This is a genomic window from Peteryoungia desertarenae (assembly GCF_005860795.2).
GTDB lineage: Bacteria > Pseudomonadota > Alphaproteobacteria > Rhizobiales > Rhizobiaceae > Allorhizobium > Allorhizobium desertarenae.
This window is the reverse complement of sequence record NZ_CP058350.1, coordinates 107920-125006: the sequence shown is the minus strand read 5'-3', so window position 1 is coordinate 125006 and position 17087 is coordinate 107920. Positions and strand designations below refer to the sequence as shown.

General features: G+C 58.5%; 16 protein-coding genes. 7 read left to right on the top strand and 9 right to left on the bottom strand.

The window, feature by feature from the left end:
* Positions 1-105: 105 nt before the first annotated feature.
* The 5 genes from FE840_RS00595 to FE840_RS00575 all read right to left on the bottom strand — a co-directional run bounded on the left by FE840_RS00595 (position 106) and on the right by FE840_RS00575 (position 7142).
* The gene (locus FE840_RS00595; protein WP_138287995.1) at positions 106-1752 is read right to left on the bottom strand and encodes an ABC transporter permease; all 1647 of its coding nucleotides are present in this window, start codon (positions 1750-1752) and stop codon (positions 106-108) included.
* Positions 1753-2109: 357 nt separating this feature from the next.
* Complete coding sequence (ppsA, locus tag FE840_RS00590; protein ID WP_138287994.1) at positions 2110-4512, bottom strand: phosphoenolpyruvate synthase; 2403 nt, start codon at positions 4510-4512, stop codon at positions 2110-2112.
* A 183-nt stretch (positions 4513-4695) separates the two neighbouring features.
* Positions 4696-5640, bottom strand: a complete 945-nt coding sequence (gene trhO, locus FE840_RS00585) for an oxygen-dependent tRNA uridine(34) hydroxylase TrhO (protein WP_138287993.1) — start codon at positions 5638-5640, stop codon at positions 4696-4698.
* A gap of 118 nt (positions 5641-5758) precedes the next feature.
* Positions 5759-6670, bottom strand: coding sequence for a CHAD domain-containing protein (locus tag FE840_RS00580; protein WP_138287992.1), 912 nt, complete (start codon positions 6668-6670; stop codon positions 5759-5761).
* A complete protein-coding gene (locus FE840_RS00575) occupies positions 6654-7142 on the bottom strand; it encodes a CYTH domain-containing protein (protein ID WP_138287991.1) in 489 nt (162 codons plus the stop codon). The genes FE840_RS00580 and FE840_RS00575 overlap by 17 nt, the downstream gene beginning before the upstream one ends.
* Positions 7143-7295: 153 nt before the next feature.
* Here FE840_RS00575 and FE840_RS00570 point away from each other — a divergent pair, with 153 nt between their 5' ends.
* The 4 genes from FE840_RS00570 (at position 7296) to FE840_RS00555 (ending at position 9909) form a co-directional block, all read left to right on the top strand.
* Positions 7296-7934 (top strand): 2-dehydro-3-deoxy-phosphogluconate aldolase, encoded by a 639-nt coding sequence (locus FE840_RS00570; protein WP_138287990.1) that lies wholly within the window; start codon positions 7296-7298, stop codon positions 7932-7934.
* Positions 7935-8016: 82 nt separating this feature from the next.
* Positions 8017-8715 (top strand): tellurite resistance TerB family protein, encoded by a 699-nt coding sequence (locus FE840_RS00565; RefSeq protein ID WP_138287989.1) that lies wholly within the window; start codon positions 8017-8019, stop codon positions 8713-8715.
* An 87-nt stretch (positions 8716-8802) separates the two neighbouring features.
* A complete protein-coding gene (locus FE840_RS00560; protein WP_138287988.1) occupies positions 8803-9495 on the top strand; it encodes a GNAT family N-acetyltransferase in 693 nt (230 codons plus the stop codon).
* Positions 9496-9510: 15 nt separating this feature from the next.
* Positions 9511-9909, top strand: a complete 399-nt coding sequence (locus tag FE840_RS00555; RefSeq protein WP_138287987.1) for a hypothetical protein — start codon at positions 9511-9513, stop codon at positions 9907-9909.
* Positions 9910-9914: 5 nt separating this feature from the next.
* Here FE840_RS00555 and FE840_RS00550 read toward each other — a convergent pair whose 3' ends face one another.
* From FE840_RS00550 to FE840_RS00540, 3 genes are all read right to left on the bottom strand, one after another.
* The gene (locus FE840_RS00550; RefSeq protein WP_138287986.1) at positions 9915-11027 is read right to left on the bottom strand and encodes a nickel/cobalt transporter; all 1113 of its coding nucleotides are present in this window, start codon (positions 11025-11027) and stop codon (positions 9915-9917) included.
* Complete coding sequence (locus FE840_RS00545) at positions 11021-11665, bottom strand: DUF1007 family protein (protein WP_138287985.1); 645 nt, start codon at positions 11663-11665, stop codon at positions 11021-11023. Before FE840_RS00545 ends, FE840_RS00550 begins: the two co-directional genes overlap by 7 nt.
* Positions 11666-11730: 65 nt before the next feature.
* The gene (locus tag FE840_RS00540; protein WP_138287984.1) at positions 11731-12630 is read right to left on the bottom strand and encodes a LysR family transcriptional regulator; all 900 of its coding nucleotides are present in this window, start codon (positions 12628-12630) and stop codon (positions 11731-11733) included.
* Positions 12631-13196: 566 nt separating this feature from the next.
* Between FE840_RS00540 and odc2 the strand changes: the two genes are divergently transcribed.
* From odc2 to FE840_RS00525, 3 genes are all read left to right on the top strand, one after another.
* Positions 13197-14330 carry an ornithine/lysine decarboxylase gene (odc2, locus tag FE840_RS00535; protein WP_138287983.1) on the top strand — a complete coding sequence of 378 codons (1134 nt, stop codon included), beginning with the start codon at positions 13197-13199 and terminating at the stop codon, positions 14328-14330.
* Positions 14331-14399: 69 nt separating this feature from the next.
* The gene (locus tag FE840_RS00530) at positions 14400-14993 is read left to right on the top strand and encodes a GNAT family N-acetyltransferase (protein WP_138287982.1); all 594 of its coding nucleotides are present in this window, start codon (positions 14400-14402) and stop codon (positions 14991-14993) included.
* Between the two features lie 305 nt (positions 14994-15298).
* A complete protein-coding gene (locus FE840_RS00525) occupies positions 15299-15937 on the top strand; it encodes an outer membrane protein (RefSeq protein ID WP_138287981.1) in 639 nt (212 codons plus the stop codon).
* A gap of 110 nt (positions 15938-16047) precedes the next feature.
* Here the strand turns inward: FE840_RS00525 and FE840_RS00520 are convergent, their stop codons facing one another.
* A complete protein-coding gene (locus tag FE840_RS00520) occupies positions 16048-17037 on the bottom strand; it encodes a WD40 repeat domain-containing protein (RefSeq protein WP_138287980.1) in 990 nt (329 codons plus the stop codon).
* Positions 17038-17087: the final 50 nt, after the last annotated feature.

Sequence of the window (17087 nt, the reverse complement as noted above, 5' to 3'; positions counted from 1 at the left end):
GACAATGGTTGCGTTCTGACGATTTTGTGATGACCTGTGCACATGCATTTCGTGTACCGCGCTGTCTCCAATGTGAAGCCTTTAGCGGCGCGCAGGCTTGCCGGTTCACCGTTCGATGTCGCTGTGATGGAGAGGCCTTTCGCGCGCAATGGTCCGGCACAAGAGGACCACCGGCAGCAAGCCGAAGGCTACGATGATGAGCGATGGAACAGCGGCCTGGGTCAGCCTTTCGTCAGAGGCGAGCCGATAGGCCTGGACTGCAAGCGTGTCGTAGTTGAATGGCCGCAGCATCAGTGTCGCCGGCAGTTCCTTCATGACGTCAACGAAGACAATCAGTGCGCCTGTCAGCAGGCTGGCACGCATCAGCGGCAAGTGGACGCGTGACAGGACGCGGCTTTCATTTGCCCCCAGAGTGCGGGCGACCGCATCAATGGAGGGTTTGATCTGTGACATTCCGGTGTCGAAGGATGAGAGCGCGACGGCCATGAACCGCACGGCATAGGCGATGATCAAAATGAACATTGAACCCGACAGAAGGAGCCCGGTTGAAATGCCGAGGGTCTCCCGTAGATAGGCATCCAGCATATTGTCGAATGTCGCAAAAGGTATGAAGACACCGACCGCGATGACACCACCCGGAATGGCATAGCCGAGACCCGCTATCGTTTTGGTCAGTTCGCTGGCTCTGCTCGGATAAAGGCGGGCGCTGTAACCGACCGCAATTGCAAGCGCCAGCGTCACGCAGGCGGCTGTCGATGCGAGAAGCAGCGAATTGGAGATGAACAGAATATAGCGCGCGGCAAACGGGTTCTGCCCAGAATCCCAGGCCATCTCCATCAGCACGATCAAAGGCAGGATGAAACCGCCCAGAACCGGGATGATGCAGAAGGTAAACGCCGCCAGCGCCTGTCCATGGCTCAATCTGTGTCTTGCCATGGTCTCAAGGCGCTTGCCGGCGTCGAAATGAGACCGGCGTTTGCGCTCGATACGTTCCAGCAGGATCAGCAGGAAAGCCACGGCCATCAGACTCACTGCAAGCTGGGATGCCGCCGACCGGTCACCAATCCCGATCCACGCTTGATAGATACCCGTTGCCAGTGTCTGCACCCCGAAATGGGAGACTGTGCCAAAATCAGCAACGGTTTCCATGAGTGCCAGTATGACGCCGCTTGCGATAGCCGGTCGCGCCAGGGGCAGGCTGACAACGAAAAACGCGTTCACCGGCGAGCGCCCCAGCATGCGTGCGGCCTGATAGGCTGTCGATGATGCCCTGATGAATGAGGCGCGTGCGAGCAGGTAGACATAGGGATAAAGCACGAATGTCAGCATGATCGCCGCACCGCCCAGGGATCGGATCTCGGGGAACCAGTAATCGCGTGGCCCCCAGTCGTTCCAGGCTCTCAGGGCGCTCTGCACAGCACCCGGATGGTCGAGAAGATCGGTGTAGGCGTAAGCCAGGACATAGGCCGGAAAGGCAAATGGCAGTGCGAGAAGGATTTCCAGCCATCGGCGCCCCGGAAATTCACACATCACCACAAGCCAGGCGGCGCCCGTTCCGATGATGGCAGTTCCGAGGCCAACCCAGAACAGGAGTTGCAGCGTCGTCCAAAGATAACGCGGAAGGACTGTCGAAGAGAGAAGCTGGAACGTGTCGAGGGACCCGGAAAAAGCCGAGATTGCGACTGCAAGAAGTGGAAAGACACAGAGTGCGACCGTCGTACATGAAACCAAACGCAAGATCGAGCGGAACACTCATGCACCTTTCGAGAAAACTGGACTGTTACGGACAAATATCGAGACTTGTGTAACTAGGCGGTCATTTGGGGAGAGTCAAACTGCGACCGGAAAGCCGACGTGCTCGCGGCACCCTCGTTGGACCAAAGCGAAATGTAGGTCATCGATACGCTGGTATGCGCTTTCGCCGATGGTGTCGCGTCGGTTTTCCAGCTTGATGCAAGCCGGTCAGGGGACCGGCTAGACGTAGCCGTCCATGAATTTGTAGATGATCGTCCCCGAAGGTGGTGTTGTGGACTGTCCCACCCTTTGGGTTCGGCGCCGCAGTTGTTTGTAGTCCTCGTGCAGGAGGGGCCACCCCTGCCGTCAGGTGCTTTAAACGTCGCGGGGTTTGGGTAACTTCGCCTCCGCTTCGGCGACGTTCTGTTTGACGGCCATGAAGCTATCGGGTGTCACAGAAATGCTGTCGATCCCGCGGGAGACGAGGAATTGTGCGAATTCGGGATGATCACTGGGTGCCTGGCCGCAGATGCCGATCTTTGCGCCAGCCTTGCCGGCCTCGGATATCACCGTCGAGATCATCCACTCAACCGCCTCGTCCTGCTCGTCGAAGAGGTGCGCGAGTTCGCCGGAATCGCGGTCGACGCCGAGGGTCAATTGCGTCAGGTCGTTGGAGCCTATGGAGAAGCCGTCAAAGTGCTTGGCAAATTGCTTGGCAAGGATCACGTTGGAGGGGATCTCACACATCACATAGACCTGAAGGCCGTCTTTGCCGCGCTCCAGTCCATTTTCCGCCATGACTTCCAGCACCTTTTCCGCCTCGCCGATCGACCGGCAGAAGGGGATCATGACGACCACGTTTCCAAACCCCAATTCACTTCTCAGTTTCCGGATTGCGCGGCATTCGAGGGCGAAGCCTTCGCGGTAGCGGGGCGAATAGTAGCGGGAGGCGCCGCGAAAACCGATCATCGGGTTTTCTTCGTCCGGCTCAAAGTCCTTGCCGCCGACAAGGCCCGCATATTCATTGGTCTTGAAGTCGCTCATACGGACAATCACCGGCTTGGGGTAGAAGGTGGCGGCAATGCGGGCGAGACCCTCCGCCAGATGGTCGACGAAATAGGCGGTCTTATCCTCGTAGCCTGCGGTTGTCGTTTCTATCTCATCCCTTGCGGCCTGATCTTTCAGCCTGTCGAAATGGACAAGGGCCATCGGGTGAATGCGGATTGCATTGCTAATGACGAATTCCATGCGTGCAAGGCCCACCCCATCTGCGGGAAGCTTCCACCAGCGTAATGCTGCACCAGGATTGGCGAGGTTCAGCATGACCTTGGTGCGTGTCTCGGGAATATCATCGATGTTGAGCGTCCTGACGTCGAAGTCGGCCGTGCCATCATAGATCATGCCTTCGTCGCCTTCCGCGCAGGAGACGGTGATCTCCTGACCGCTATGCAGGACATGGGTGGCGTTTGCCGTGCCGACCACGGCAGGCAGACCCAGTTCACGGCTGACGATCGCCGCATGGGAGGTGCGTCCTCCATGATCGGTAACAATGGCGGCCGCGCGCTTCATGATCGGCACCCAATCGGGATCGGTGGTCGAGGTGACAAGGATGGATCCATCCACGAACTGGTCGATATCGTGGGCGCTTTCGATCAGGCAAACCTGACCGGTGACGATGGCATCGCCAATGGAGAGGCCCTTTGTCAGCGTTTTGCCCTTGCTCGTGATGCTGTAGCTGCTGAAGGCTGCGGTTTCTCGGTTGGATTGGACCGTTTCCGGTCGCGCCTGCACGATGTAGAGGCGGTTGGTCTCGCCATCCCGCGCCCATTCCATATCCATCGCGCAGCCATAGTGGCGCTCGATGATTGTCGCCCAGCGGGCGAGGGTCAGGATCTCGGCATCGGAGAGAACATAGGCCGCCCGTTCCGCCTTTGAGGTTGGTACATTTCGTGTCGGCTGATCTGCGGAGCCATAGATCATCTTGATTTTCTTGTGGCCGCGCTTCTTCGAGATGATCGGTGACAGGGTGCTGTCTTCAAGCAAGGGCTTGAAAACCTGATACTCGTCAGGATCAACAGCGCCTTGGACGACGTTCTCACCCAGGCCCCAGGCGGCGTCGATCAGGACGACCTTGTCGAAGCCGGTTTCCGTATCGATCGAGAACATGACGCCGGAACCTCCGATGTCGGAGCGCACCATCTGCTGGACGCCGATCGACAGCGCGACCTTCATGTGATCGAAGCCCCGCGTCTGGCGGTAGGAGATGGCGCGATCGGTAAAGAGGGAGGCGAAGCAGCGGCGGCAGGCGTCGAGCAGCGCCTTGTCGCCCTTGATGTTCAGGAAGGTTTCCTGCTGACCGGCAAAACTTGCATCCGGCAGGTCTTCAGCGGTTGCGCTGGAGCGGACTGCGACCGAGACGTCTTTCTGACCCGCTTTCGTGGCGAGTGCGCGATAGGCTTGGAGAATTGCGTCCGCGGTTGCATTTGGCCAGTCTCCGCGCAGAAAAAGCTGGCGGATGGCCTGACCTGTTTCCGGAAGGCTTGTCTTTCCAGCCCTCCATTCCTCGATCAACCGGTCCATGCTTTCCCGGATACCGTTTTCGTCGATGAAGTTCCAATAGGCGTCAGAGGTTGTCGCGAAGCCGGGCGGTACATCCACACCCTGCTGGCCCAGTTGCTGGATCATTTCTCCAAGAGAGGAGTTCTTGCCGCCAACCTTTGCCACGTCGGCCCGACGCAGTTGATCGAAATCGACGACGAATGTGCTTTGCCCGTTCATGGTGAAACCTCCCAGATGATGCTTTTCAAGCGTTCTTGTCTGATGAGGTGACGCTAGTGCCCGCGTCCGGATGCAACCTTGATCCACGTCAAGTTCAGGTTGTTATCTTCCCGTCGACGTCTCGTGGCGGTCCGGTCTGGACACTGTTGCGAGCCACGGGACGCCTGAAATCACGATCGTCCGTTATTCGCCGATGTGCTTTTCACCACGTTTCCTGGCGAGCGCGATCTGAAATTGTCTCTGGCGATAGCGGTCGCGATCCGCTTCGGTTCTGCTGTCATGACAATGACTGCAGGAGACACCCTCTTCGTAATGTGGGTGCTGCAATTCTTCCGGCGTGATCGGATTGCGGCAAGCGTGGCAGAGCTTGTGATCGCCTTCCTTCAGGCCATGGGTCACGGATACGCGCTCGTCAAAGACGAAGCAGGCGCCATCCCACAGGCTTTCCTCTTCCGGCACTTCCTCCAGATATTTCAGGATGCCACCCTTGAGGTGGTAAACTTCGTCAAAGCCCTGTTGCTTCATGAAGGCAGTGGCCTTTTCGCAGCGGATGCCACCCGTGCAATACATCGCGATCTTGGGCTTGTTGTGCAGGCCGGGATTGTTTTTCACCCAGGCGGGGAATTCGCGGAAAGTCTTGGTGTTCGGATCAACGGCGCCGCGAAAGATGCCGATCGCGGTCTCATAATCGTTGCGGGTGTCGATCACGATCGTATCCGGATCGGAGATCAGGTCGTTCCAATCCTTCGGATCTACATAGGTGCCCACAATCTCGTTGGGGTCGATGTCCTCGACGCCCATCGTGACGATTTCCTTCTTCAACCGCACCTTCATGCGCAGGAAGGGCATCTTCGATGCGCGGCTTTCCTTGTGTTCGAGGCTTGCAAATTCCGGCTGTGAACGGAGATAGGCAAGGACCTTGGCGATGGCGGCGTCCGTTCCGGCGATGGTGCCGTTGATGCCCTCATGAGCAAGGAGGAGTGTGCCTTTCACGCCTTCCGCCTTGCAGAGCGCCTCCAAGGGCTCGCGAAAGCTTTCGAAGCGGGGGAAGCGGGCGAAATGATAAAGCGCGGCCACACAAAGGGTGCCGGTCTTTCCGTGCAATGGGGGTGCAAGTTGATCTGTCATGGGCTTGCGAAATACTGCTTCCGGTCCTGCCGCGCAACGGTTTTCAGCCGATGGAGGCAAGATTGAAATCTGTCAATTTACCAGCCCTATGGCCCGCTTCAGAGCCGTCGCCCGGCAATCAGCCGGCGGCTGCCTCCAGCCAAAGGGTCGCGATAATGGCCGCCTCACGTTCCGGCGGTTCGGCGAAGACGATGTTGGCAAGCTCCAGCGCTTCACGCCGCAATTGCTGCTGACAGCGAATAATCATGGCGAGCAGGAAAGATAGAGCCTCCCCGTCACCGCAGAGTTCGGGCTCATCGTCCAGCACCGAGGTCAGCACGCTCAGATCCTGATCATGTCCAAGAACATCGACCAGTTTCTTGGCATCTTTCCTTTTCGAGGCCATGGCGGAAGGCCAGAGGCCCCGCATCAGAGACAGGTTCATCCAATAGGCCTGAGCAGCCTTTCTGAGATCATGGAAGGCTTCGCCATGGCCGCTACCTTCACAGGTTTCCAGGGCCGTCTGGGCACGAACCAGGCCCTTCTTCCAGCCCTTGGCGAGCAGCCGGGCGGCCGGGCGCGGCCGATTGGGGAGCGAGAGGCTATCCACTTCTCTCAAAGCCGCACCACAGGCGTCAATCACTCCCGATAGTTTATCCTGGAAGTCCGTTTCTGAGGAGGCAATCCGGTCACGCCGGGCAATGAGCGCTTCGCGCGCCTTTGCGACGGCCCCTTCCTCCTCGGCGTTCAAGGCTGCAGCGGACAGCACGTCGATGGTCTCGATCAGGGCTGCCGCATCGCGCACCTTGGAGAGCGAGCGGGCTGCGTCCCGCAGTCTTGCATTTTCCTGACGCCGGAGTTCCTTGTTGTCAGCGCCGACCAGCCGGTAGAGATTGCGGATTCGCTTGAACTTCTTGCGTGCCTCATGCACGGCCTCGTGGACGCCATTCGGTTGCTCGGTCAGCCCTGTGACGGCGCCATTGAGAAGGCAGCGCAGGAGAAGTCTGACATCTTCTCCAAAGGCGTTGTCCGGTCTAATGCGATATGACATGCACCAGCTCCGGCTTCAGCCGTTGTGTGGCCAGGATCTGATTGGAATAGCGTTTGTCACCCGTCACTTCGCGTCCGATCCAGTCGGGAAGATCGGGTTTGTCTTCTGCAGAGGATAATTCAACTTCCGCGATGACCAGACCAGTGTAGGCGCCGTCGAACACGTCTACCTCCCAGGTGAAGCCACGATACTCCACCGTATAGCGCGTTTTTTCGATGACATTCCCGATTGCAAAATTGATGATCTCTGCGGCATCCTCATATGGGATCTGATATTCGTATTCATCCCGCACCAGACTGCTGCCGCCAAATTTGATCGTGATCTGTGCCGAGCTCGTATCCCGTGTTCGAATACGCACGGAACGATCATCCTCGCTTGCCACATAGGCCTGGCGCAAACGGGTTTCGGATGTTACGTGCTGGCGCCAACGGTCATTGCGTACAAGGAATTTGCGTTCTATTTCCTTCGCCATACTCTACCTGCTCCGAAAATTGCCGCGTGCTGACCATAGCGGACAGTGGTCCGCGAGGAAACCCGAAAGTCTCGATGGTGCCAGATGGCTCGACAATCAGGGACGGGCGGGCTAGTAAGACAGCAATCTAATCGTTTTAAGAGGCTTCCGACCATGGGCGAAAAAACTGACAAGCTCCTCTCCACCCTGAAGCTGCAGCCCGTCGTTCCGGTGTTGATCATCGAGGATGCGAAGACGGTCGTGCCTCTTGCGAAGGCCTTGGTTGACGGGGGTCTTAAGGCCATTGAGATTACGCTGCGCACGGCAGCGGCGCTCGAAGCCGTGCGTCTGGTCGCGACGGAAGTCGAGGGTGCCGTTGTCGGCGCGGGCACCATTCTCAATTCCGCCCATTTTGAAGCAGCTGTCGATGCCGGCTCGCAGTTTATTGTCAGCCCGGGAACGACGCAGGAACTGCTGGACACTGCACGGGCTTCGAATATCCCGCTCCTGCCGGGGGCTGCAACCGCGTCGGAAGTCATGGCGCTTCGCGAAGAAGGCTATCAGGTGTTGAAGTTCTTCCCTGCGGAACAGGCTGGCGGGGCTGCCTATCTGAAGGCTTTGTCTTCGCCGCTTGCCGGCACGCTGTTTTGCCCGACCGGGGGTATCTCGCTCAAGAATGCAAGGGATTATCTGTCGCTGCCAAACGTCGTCTGCGTGGGTGGTTCCTGGGTCGCGCCGAAGGAACTTGTTGCCGCCGGAGATTGGGCTGGCATCACCAAGCTTGCCGCTGAAGCGGCTGCGCTCAAGGCCTGAATACACGACTTTGTCAGTCTCTTTGAAAAGCCGTCATCGCCTTCCTATCTGAGGGCGGTGATATGAGGTCAAGGAGATCGAGATGTTTGATGCGAAAAAGCTGCTGGACCAGTTCCTGGGTTCGCAGGCAGGCGGTGGCAGCGGTGGCATGAAGCGCTCCGCCAATGATGTTCTTGGCATGGCCAAGTCCAATCCGCTGGCAACCGGTGCCATTGCTGCCGTTCTTCTGGGGACTAAGTCTGGTCGCAAGATGGCAGGAAGCGCGGTGAAGCTGGGTGGTCTCGCCGTAATCGCTGGTCTCGGCTACCAGGCCTACAAGAACTACAAGTCCGGCCAGCCCGTCGAGCCAACGCAGTCGCTGCCGGAAATTCTTCCACCGCCCAAGGATTCCGCCTTCAAGATCGAGCCGGCTGCCGTCTCGAATGATTTCGCGCTTGCCCTGGTGCGTGCGATGATTGCCGCCGCCAAGGCCGACGGCCACATCGATCAGGCCGAGCGCGCGCGGATCATGGACAAGATCCATCTATCGGGTCTCGGCTCGGAGGCCGAAGCCTTCATCAATGCAGAGCTCGCCAATCCGACCGATCTCGATGCCATCATTGCCGCCGCCAGATCTGAAGAGGAGAAGGTCGAGATCTACACCGCTTCCCGTCTGGCTATCGAACCGGATACGCGCGCGGAACGTGGCTATCTCGATATGCTTGCCGGACGGCTTGGGCTGCCGGATGCCCTGATCGATCATATCGAAGCAACTGTTTCGTCGGCCAAAATCTCCCTGTGAGCCTTTGCCGCAAGGGCTTGCCGTCGCAGCGGTTGCCTTTGCTGTCGAGCTGGCCTAAGCCTCTGGCAGTTTGTGCCGGAGGCATTCATGACGGACATTTCACCAGGGAAAGGATGGCCAGCACCTCAGCCAGTGCGGCTTGAGGGGCAGCATGTCCTCATCGAACCCTATGAGCGTGAAAGGCACCTCGAAGCTCTCTGGCAGGGGCTTGGGGGAATGAAGATCAATGATCTGTTGACCTATTTCACCCAACCCGATTTCAACGGCATTGACGACTTCGATCACTGGCTGGCCAACGCGCAGGCGAAGAGCGGCTGGATCACCGAGGTTATCACAGACAAGGTGAGTGGGCAGGTGATCGGCATGGCGCATTACATGCGCGCAGATCCTGCCAATGGCGTCATTGAGATCGGCGGCGTTGCCCATGGGCCAATGATGAGCCGTTCTCCCATGTCGACGGAGGCGCATTACCTGCTCGCGCGGCATGTTTTCGATGACCTCGGTTATCGCCGCTATGAATGGAAGTGCCACAACGAAAACGAGGCCAGCAAGGTCACCGCCAAACGCTATGGCTTTCGCTTCGAAGGTGTTTTCCGGCAGCATATGCTGTCCAAAGGAAAGAACCGCGATACAGCGTGGTTTTCGATCATCGACGGTGAATGGCCGCTGGTGAAGGCTGCATTCGAAGCCTGGCTCGAACCGGACAATTTCGACGAAGCCGGTCACCAGAAGCGACGGCTGGAAGACCTGCGGGCCGAACTCGCTGTGTCAATGACCTGATAGGAGTACCAAATCGTGAAGCTCAATGTCTTCAGCATCATCCTCTATGTTGGCACTGCCGTTACGGTCGCCGCGCTTGCCTATGCGAGTTATCAAAGCGCGACGGTAGCCTGGTCCGTCGGGATCTGCGTGGCAATCGGCCTCGTTGTCTATGCCTTCCGCTTCCTTCCGGAGCCAAAGAAGGTTGCAAGGCCCGTAGCCGCAGGCCCACAGCGCTCTCCGGCGGCTTCGGCCGCCATTGTAGTTGCCGTGATTTTCGGACTGATGCTCATCGTGCCGACCGTGGTGCTCTGGATCGGCAATTATTCGCCGGAGCTTGGTGCGTTGATCGGTGCGGTCGCCCTGATGGCGATCTTTCTAATCTTGTGGCTGCGGTCTCGCTATCAGCAGAGCCGGAGTGGGGAAGAAGGGTGACCCCGTCAGGCGTTCAGGCTTGCTGTCAACAAAAGAGCGCCGAGCAGGATGACCACGATCCCGCCCGACACCTCGATGGCGCTGGCGACCAAGCCTGCCTTGCGGGAGCCGGGGCCTGAAAGTTTCAGCGCCACCTGCTTGGCCCCGACAGCCAGACTGGCGAGAATCGAGACCATGATGGCGGTGCCGATCGACATGGCGAAAACGGAGAGAATGCCCCCAAGCAAGAGACCGTTCAGGAGCGAGAAGGTCATGACCAGGATGGCACCGGTACAGGGCCGCAATCCGACTGCGACGATTGCGGACCATGCCTCCCGCAGCGAAAAGGTCTCGCCCTTCAGGCTTGAGGCGTCCGGCATATGCGTCATTCCGCATTCGTGACAAACGGAGCCAGGCTTCAAGGCCTGATGATCGTGGTCGACGGCGACGGCATGAAAGCGACCGCTGCTCGCCCGCTCCAGTGCATTTGCCGATGATCCCCCGGAAAACAGTCCGGCTGTCACCGAGTTATCAGATAGTGGGCTGTCGAAAAGCATGCCTGATGGTGTGCTTTTGGCGGGCTGAACAAGTGTCGATTTTACCTTCTTCGCCAGAAGCCAGAAACCGAAGATGATGATCAACACATAGCTTGCGATCTCCAGAGCCCGGGTGGTGTCGGTCATGCTGACCGAGGTGCCTCGCAGCACGAGATAGGTCAGGCCTACAACGGTAATCGCGACCACGCCCTGGAGGAAGGCCGAGGCAAAGGAGATGACGATGCCCCGTCGCAAAGCCACTTCATTGGCAAGAAGGTAGGACGAGATGACCGCCTTTCCGTGACCGGGGCCGGCCGCATGAAACACACCATAGGCAAACGACAGTGCGATCAACCACGATAGCTGCCACGGGTCTTCGCGCATTGATTTCAGTGCACCGGTCAGTGATCTGTAAAAGGATTGCTGATGCACATTGATCCACTGCAGCACTTGCGCGAACGGTCCGGTCGCGTCGAAAGAGGGTTCCGCTGAGCCGATGCCGAGTGGCGATGCGGCGTTTGCAATACTGGTGACCCCAGCAATGCCCACCAGGAGGAGCGCAAGGAAGCTCAATCTGCGAAGCGTGGTTAGGGCCTCTAGCATTTGAATTCAACCCGGGTGGCGAACAGCTGGCCCATGAGATTGCCATTGGGATCGTTGAAGAAGGCTTCCGTCAGGTTGGCCTGGTTTTGAGCGATGACTTCATCCGGGTCGGGGCGAACGACCTGGCGTGTGCAGGCGGAAAGTGCCGAGCCAATCGATTGTATTTCATCATCCGTGGTGAAGTCGATTGCCGTGTAGAGGGTCGGATCATAGACGCCGATGCTGAGATTTCCCTCAATTTTCACCGGCTCCTTTGGTTTTGCGACAAAAAACACAAGAAGCTGGTTGTCCCTGAAATCTGCATTGAACACCTCGGGCTTTGCCACAGGCGCAGCCGCTCCATTCTTGGTGATGAATGTGAAATAATCATAGTCCCCGAGCGATTCTCGTATCGTATCGCCAATTTCCTTCAACTCACCGGGATCGAGTATCAGATTGCTGTTGTGGTCGAAGTCGAGCAGCACGCTTGAAGAAAAGAACTCGTCGAAGCGCCAGACATTGCGCAGTTCGCTCAGCATTCCGCTCTCGTCAGAGACGATTTCCAGTCGCGCCTCGGCGAAGATATGCGGATGGGCATTGGCCTGGGGCAGGGGGGATAAGCAAAAGCCCCCTATCATCAGCGCCAGGCGTCTTTTCATCGATTTCGTTCCTTCACCCTCGGATTCCCGCCTCCTTGCTCGAAGAATGGGACAAAAATGGGACTTCAGTGGCTGTTATAGCGCTTGAACCATGTGTGAAGGTAGTCGACGAAAGCCCGTACCTTGGCTGGCAGATACCGGCGATGCGGGTAGACGGCATAGATGCCGCGGTCCTTGGCGATGAAGGCGTCGAACAGCGACACCAGTTCACCCGAGGCAATGTAAGGGCGGGCGATGAAATCGGGGATCATAGCAACGCCAAGACCGGCGCGGGCCGCGCGTAAGGTCGCCTGCGGGCTGTTGACTTCGATCGGACCCGAGACGCTTACAGATATCGTGTCGCCGTTCGCCTCCAGGAAACGCAAGCTGTTATGGGAACGCGAGTTGGTATCGATCAGGAACGGGACTCGGGATAGTTCGCTCGGATGGGTGAGGGGACCGTTCTCCGCCACGAAAGCAGGGGTCGCGCAGGCATAGACGCGAAAGTCGGAAAGCTTGCGTGCGATCATGCCCGAATCATCGAGCTTCGTAATGCGGATGCCGAGATCAAAACCTTCTTCAATCAGATCGACAAAGCGGTCTTCCGCTACGATCTCCAGGGAGAGTTGCGGGTTCTCTTTTGCGAAATCGATGAGCGATTGACCAATGTCGGCATCGATGAAGGTTCGCGGGACCGTGACCTTGAGCTTGCCCTTGAGGTCGGCATTGTTCTCGCGCACCAGGTCGGCAAGGTTGTCGATTTCCTTCAGGATATCGGCGGCAGTTCGGAAATAGGTATGTCCGGCTTCGGTCAAAGAAAACTGTCGGGTGGTGCGATTGAGCAGCAGCGCGCCCAGTTCGTCCTCCAGCTCCCGGACATATTTGGACAAGAGCGCCTTGGATCGCCCCGTCTTGCGCGCGGCGGCGGAAAATCCCTCAGCTTCCACCACATCGATAAAGGCGCGAATACGCGTCAGCGTGTCCATGTTAAACCCCTGTTTTGTCGTCAGATTGTGAACGTATGACCGATCTCGTTCAAAAAACAGAGGTTACCCCACGAAAATTAACCAGCAGGCAAAAAATCCCTTGATTATGACGGACAGTTTTCTTATTTCGGTGCTTGCCCAAAGTCGCACGTGCCTGTGGGTGTCCGCCGACCCTCGAACTGGGATTTATCCCTAAGGTGAGGTCATCGGTAAGGTACCTGGAACTAACCCCTCCAGTCGCTATTCCGGCCAACCGGGAAATGCGAGGACACCTTGAAGCAACGACGGTGCGGGCCTTTCTGGTTCTCTGCCGGCTTTCCATCAGCCGGGGTACTGAAGAGGCACACCATCATTGCCGGAAGTGCGGTAGGGTCTCCCTCCAATCCATGGCAGACAAAGCGGATTTATGCACTCAGGCAAGAGTGCGTTCATCCATCGTTTCGCGCGTCGAGCGTTCGTACGGTACCGGTGTCTCCACCGACTGGTTTCGAGCGATGTCTCGTCGTCCTTTGTCCATCCGAAGCCTGGCCGCTTCGGATTCGCTCGGAATTTGGAAGGTTACATCGATGACCACTGCACGCATCCTCGACTTCATCAACACCCGACGCCCGGAAGGTCCCTGCCTCGTGGTCGACCTCGACGTCGTGCGCGACAATTTCGGTGCCTTCCGCCATGCCCTGCCGGACAGCGCCATCTACTACGCAGTCAAGGCGAACCCGGCGCCGGAGATCCTCCAGCTCCTGGCCTCGCTCGGTTCGAACTTCGACTGCGCTTCCGTTGCCGAAATCCAGATGGCTCTCGATGCGGGCGCCACCGCCGATCGCATCTCTTTCGGCAACACCATCAAGAAGGAGCGTGACATCGCCCGTGCCTATGCACTCGGTGTCAATCTCTATGCCGTCGACAGCCACGAGGAAGTCGAGAAGATCGCGCGTGCCGCTCCCGGCGCCCGCGTGTTCTGCCGCGTGCTGACCGATGGTGACGGTGCCGAATGGCCGCTGTCGCGCAAGTTCGGCTGCGTGCCGCAGATGGCTGTCGATGTGCTGGTCTATGCGCATCAGCTCGGCCTCGAGAGCTTCGGCGTCTCGTTCCATGTCGGTTCGCAGATGACCAAGGTCGATGCCTGGGATGGCGCTCTTGCCGATGCTAAGCGCGTTTTCAACTCGCTGGCCAAGCAGGGCATCGTCCTGAAGATGGTCAACATGGGTGGCGGTTTCCCGACCAAGTACCTGCGCGACATCCCGTCGGCAGAGGCCTATGGTCAGGCGATCAACGTGTCGCTGAAGAAGCACTTCGGCAACAACATCCCGCAGACCATCATCGAGCCGGGCCGCGGCATGGTCGGCAATGCCGGCGTGATTAAGGCGGAAGTCGTGCTGATCTCGAAGAAGTCCGACAATGACGAACACCGCTGGGTGTTCCTCGACATCGGCAAGTTCGGTGGTCTGGCCGAAACCATGGACGAGGCGATCCGTTATCCGATTCGCACCGTCCGTGACGCTGATGACATGGCCCCTTGCGTGCTCGCCGGCCCGACCTGCGATTCGGCCGACGTGCTCTACGAGAAGACCATGTATCCGCTACCGATCTCGCTCTCGATCGGTGACGAGGTTCTGATCGAAGGCACCGGCGCCTACACCACCACCTATTCGGCGGTGGCGTTCAACGGCTTCGAACCGCTGAAGTCCTACGTCATCTGACGTCTCCCGCGCCGGCCAACCGGCGCGGAACTTCACAATCATCGTCATCGCTTGGGATGGGAGGCCAGAATGGCCGCTGTTCTGGAAAGCATGCGCGCGCTTTTCGCGCCGGCGCCTGCATTCGTCATTGATCATGAAACGCCGGCCGACGTCGTTGCGCGCGAGAAGCTGCTCGACCGCGCCATGGGCAAGGATCGCCGCAAGAAGTCTTCAGAAAAGATCCGGCGTGGTCGCATTCCCGCAGAAGGTCTCGCCTTCGTCGCGCGGGACGCTGCGGGGCATGTGATCGGGACCGTGCGGTTGTGGAACATCGAGGCCGGGGTCAGTCGCGACGGTGGAGCCATCGAGGCGCTGCTGCTCGGCCCGCTTGCGGTCGACCAGGCGCATGAAGGCAAGGGGATCGGCGGCGCGCTGATGCGGGCTGCGCTGACCGAAGCGAAGAAGCTTGGCCATGGCGCTGTGCTCCTCGTGGGTGACGCCCCCTATTACGAGCGGTTTGGCTTCTTCGCCGACAAGACGCAGCATCTGGTGATGCCGGGTCCGTTTGCGCGTGACCGCTTCCTGGCGCTGGAACTCGTGCCTGGCTGGCTCACAGGCGCCGCCGGCATGGTGGTTGCGTCCGGTCGCAAGTTGTCATGCCCCTCGCGTCGCAAAGCCGGCTGAGTACGAGCCGCTTGGCCGGATTTGCCGCATTTCTGCCTTAAATCAGGTTGTTTTCGAGGTGAATTTCCTCTGAAAATCGGCCAGAAAGCTCTTTCTCACCTGGCGAAAGAGCTTTTTTTCTGCGTGAAACATTCCGTTTTCCGCACGAGGTCCGCCATCTGTCTGAAATTGGTGCAGGATTTTTTTTCCGTTTTGGGGAACAAAATGCCGAGTTAGGTATGCATCATTATGTTGTATAATGATCACAGCATTCCGGCTTGATTGAGCGTTATGGTCATGATCGCACAACGTAAGGAGTGAACATCATGATCAAACGCATTCTCATTGGATCGGCAGCTGTTATTGCCCTCTCCAGTTCGGCATTCGCAGCGGATGCCATCTATGAGGCACCTGCAGCTCCGCCGATGGCGGTTGAAACGGCTCCTGTCTTTTCCTGGGCAGGCGGCTATGCAGGTATTCTGACTGGCTACGGCTGGGGTGATGGCGACTTCTTCGACGGCACGGCTGCCGCATCTGACGATTTCGACGGCGCTCGGCTCGGCGGCTTCGTCGGCTACAACTGGACCATGGGTTCAGCGCTTGTCGTCGGTCTTGAGGGTGACCTCAACTATGATTGGAACGAAAACGAGTACACTGCTGGAGAAGTCCGTACCGGCGCCAACGGCTCGGTTCGCGGTCGTATCGGTTATGCCATGGACAGGGCCCTGCTTTACGCAGCCGGTGGCTGGACCGCAACCAATTTCCAGGTTGAGGGTAGCGGCATTGACGAAAGCGAGATGCTGAACGGCTGGACCGTTGGCGGTGGTGTCGATTACGCTGTTACCGATCGCGTTTTCACCCGTCTGGAGTATCGCTACAACGACTTCGGCAGCGAAACTATCCGTGGTGTCGACACTGATTTCGACCAGCACGTCGTGAACATCGGTCTTGCCGTCAAGTTCTAAGCGATTTCCCTTGCAAAAATGAAGGCTGGCGTCCCATCAGGTCGCCAGCCTTTTTTGTTGGCGCGTCGCGCGACATGTTGTGGTCCTGGTGGCGCGCGAGAGCAGCCGCTTCAGGCGCTAATGTCGATCACGCCGCAGTCGCCGCCATCGGAGGCGAAGGCCAGCAGCTTCCCGGTTGCACTCCAGGCCATGGAAGTGATGCCGCCCTTGCCGGGTCTTCGCAGCAAGGCTTCCTTCCCATCAGCTATGCGCACCGCCAGGATCATGCCATCGATGAAACCGATGGCGAGCACTTCCTCAGCCGGGTGGAAGGCGACATTGGTCACGAGGATATTGGCACGAGTGCCCAGTTCGAGTGGTGCCTTGCCCATCGGGCCGTCCTTGGACGAAAACGGCCAGACTATTGCCGCCGGTGCGCCAGACGATGCCAGCCACTTGCCCTTGGGGGACCAGGACAGCGATTTCACCTTGGCGGGGTAACCCGTCATGCGCATATGCCGGGCGTCGGGCCCGGTCTTGCCGTCAAGTTTCCAGCCGTGAAGAGCGGTTTCCTGCATTGTTGTTACAAGAAACCGACCGTCGGGAGAGAAGGTGACGCCCGTATGGGCTCCCTTCCATTCCAGATCTACCGGTGCGCCATTGGTGCCGACCCAATGGAGTGTCACGCCGTTGTAGCGGGCTGCCGCGATCCGCAAACCCTTCGGCGCAAAGTCTAGGGCCTCGACCGTGCGTTCTTCCGGGTATTCCTTGACGCTACCATCCGCCAGCCGGACGAAGCTCGATTTACCATGGGCATAGGCAACGGCACCCTGTGGACCGGCGGCCAAAACCGAGATCCACTTGCGCGGCACATGCGCCAGTTCATCGACGCTCCCGTCATGGGAAATCCGCAAAACCTTGCCGTCTTCGCCGCCGGTGATCAGGGTCTGGTTGGCCGGATCCTTGATGCAGGCGAGAAGCCCCGAATGGGCTTCAGTCACCTTCTCACCGCCGTCCAGGCGGTGAATGGTGCCGGAAGAGGTGGCGAAGACCGGAATGTCGCCCAGAAAGGCCGTGGTCAGAACATGACCTTCCAGGTCCAGCGGGGCAACAGTCGGCATCAGTCAGTCTTCCTTGTCTGCAGTCTTTAATGTCGGATCAGCGGTTGGCT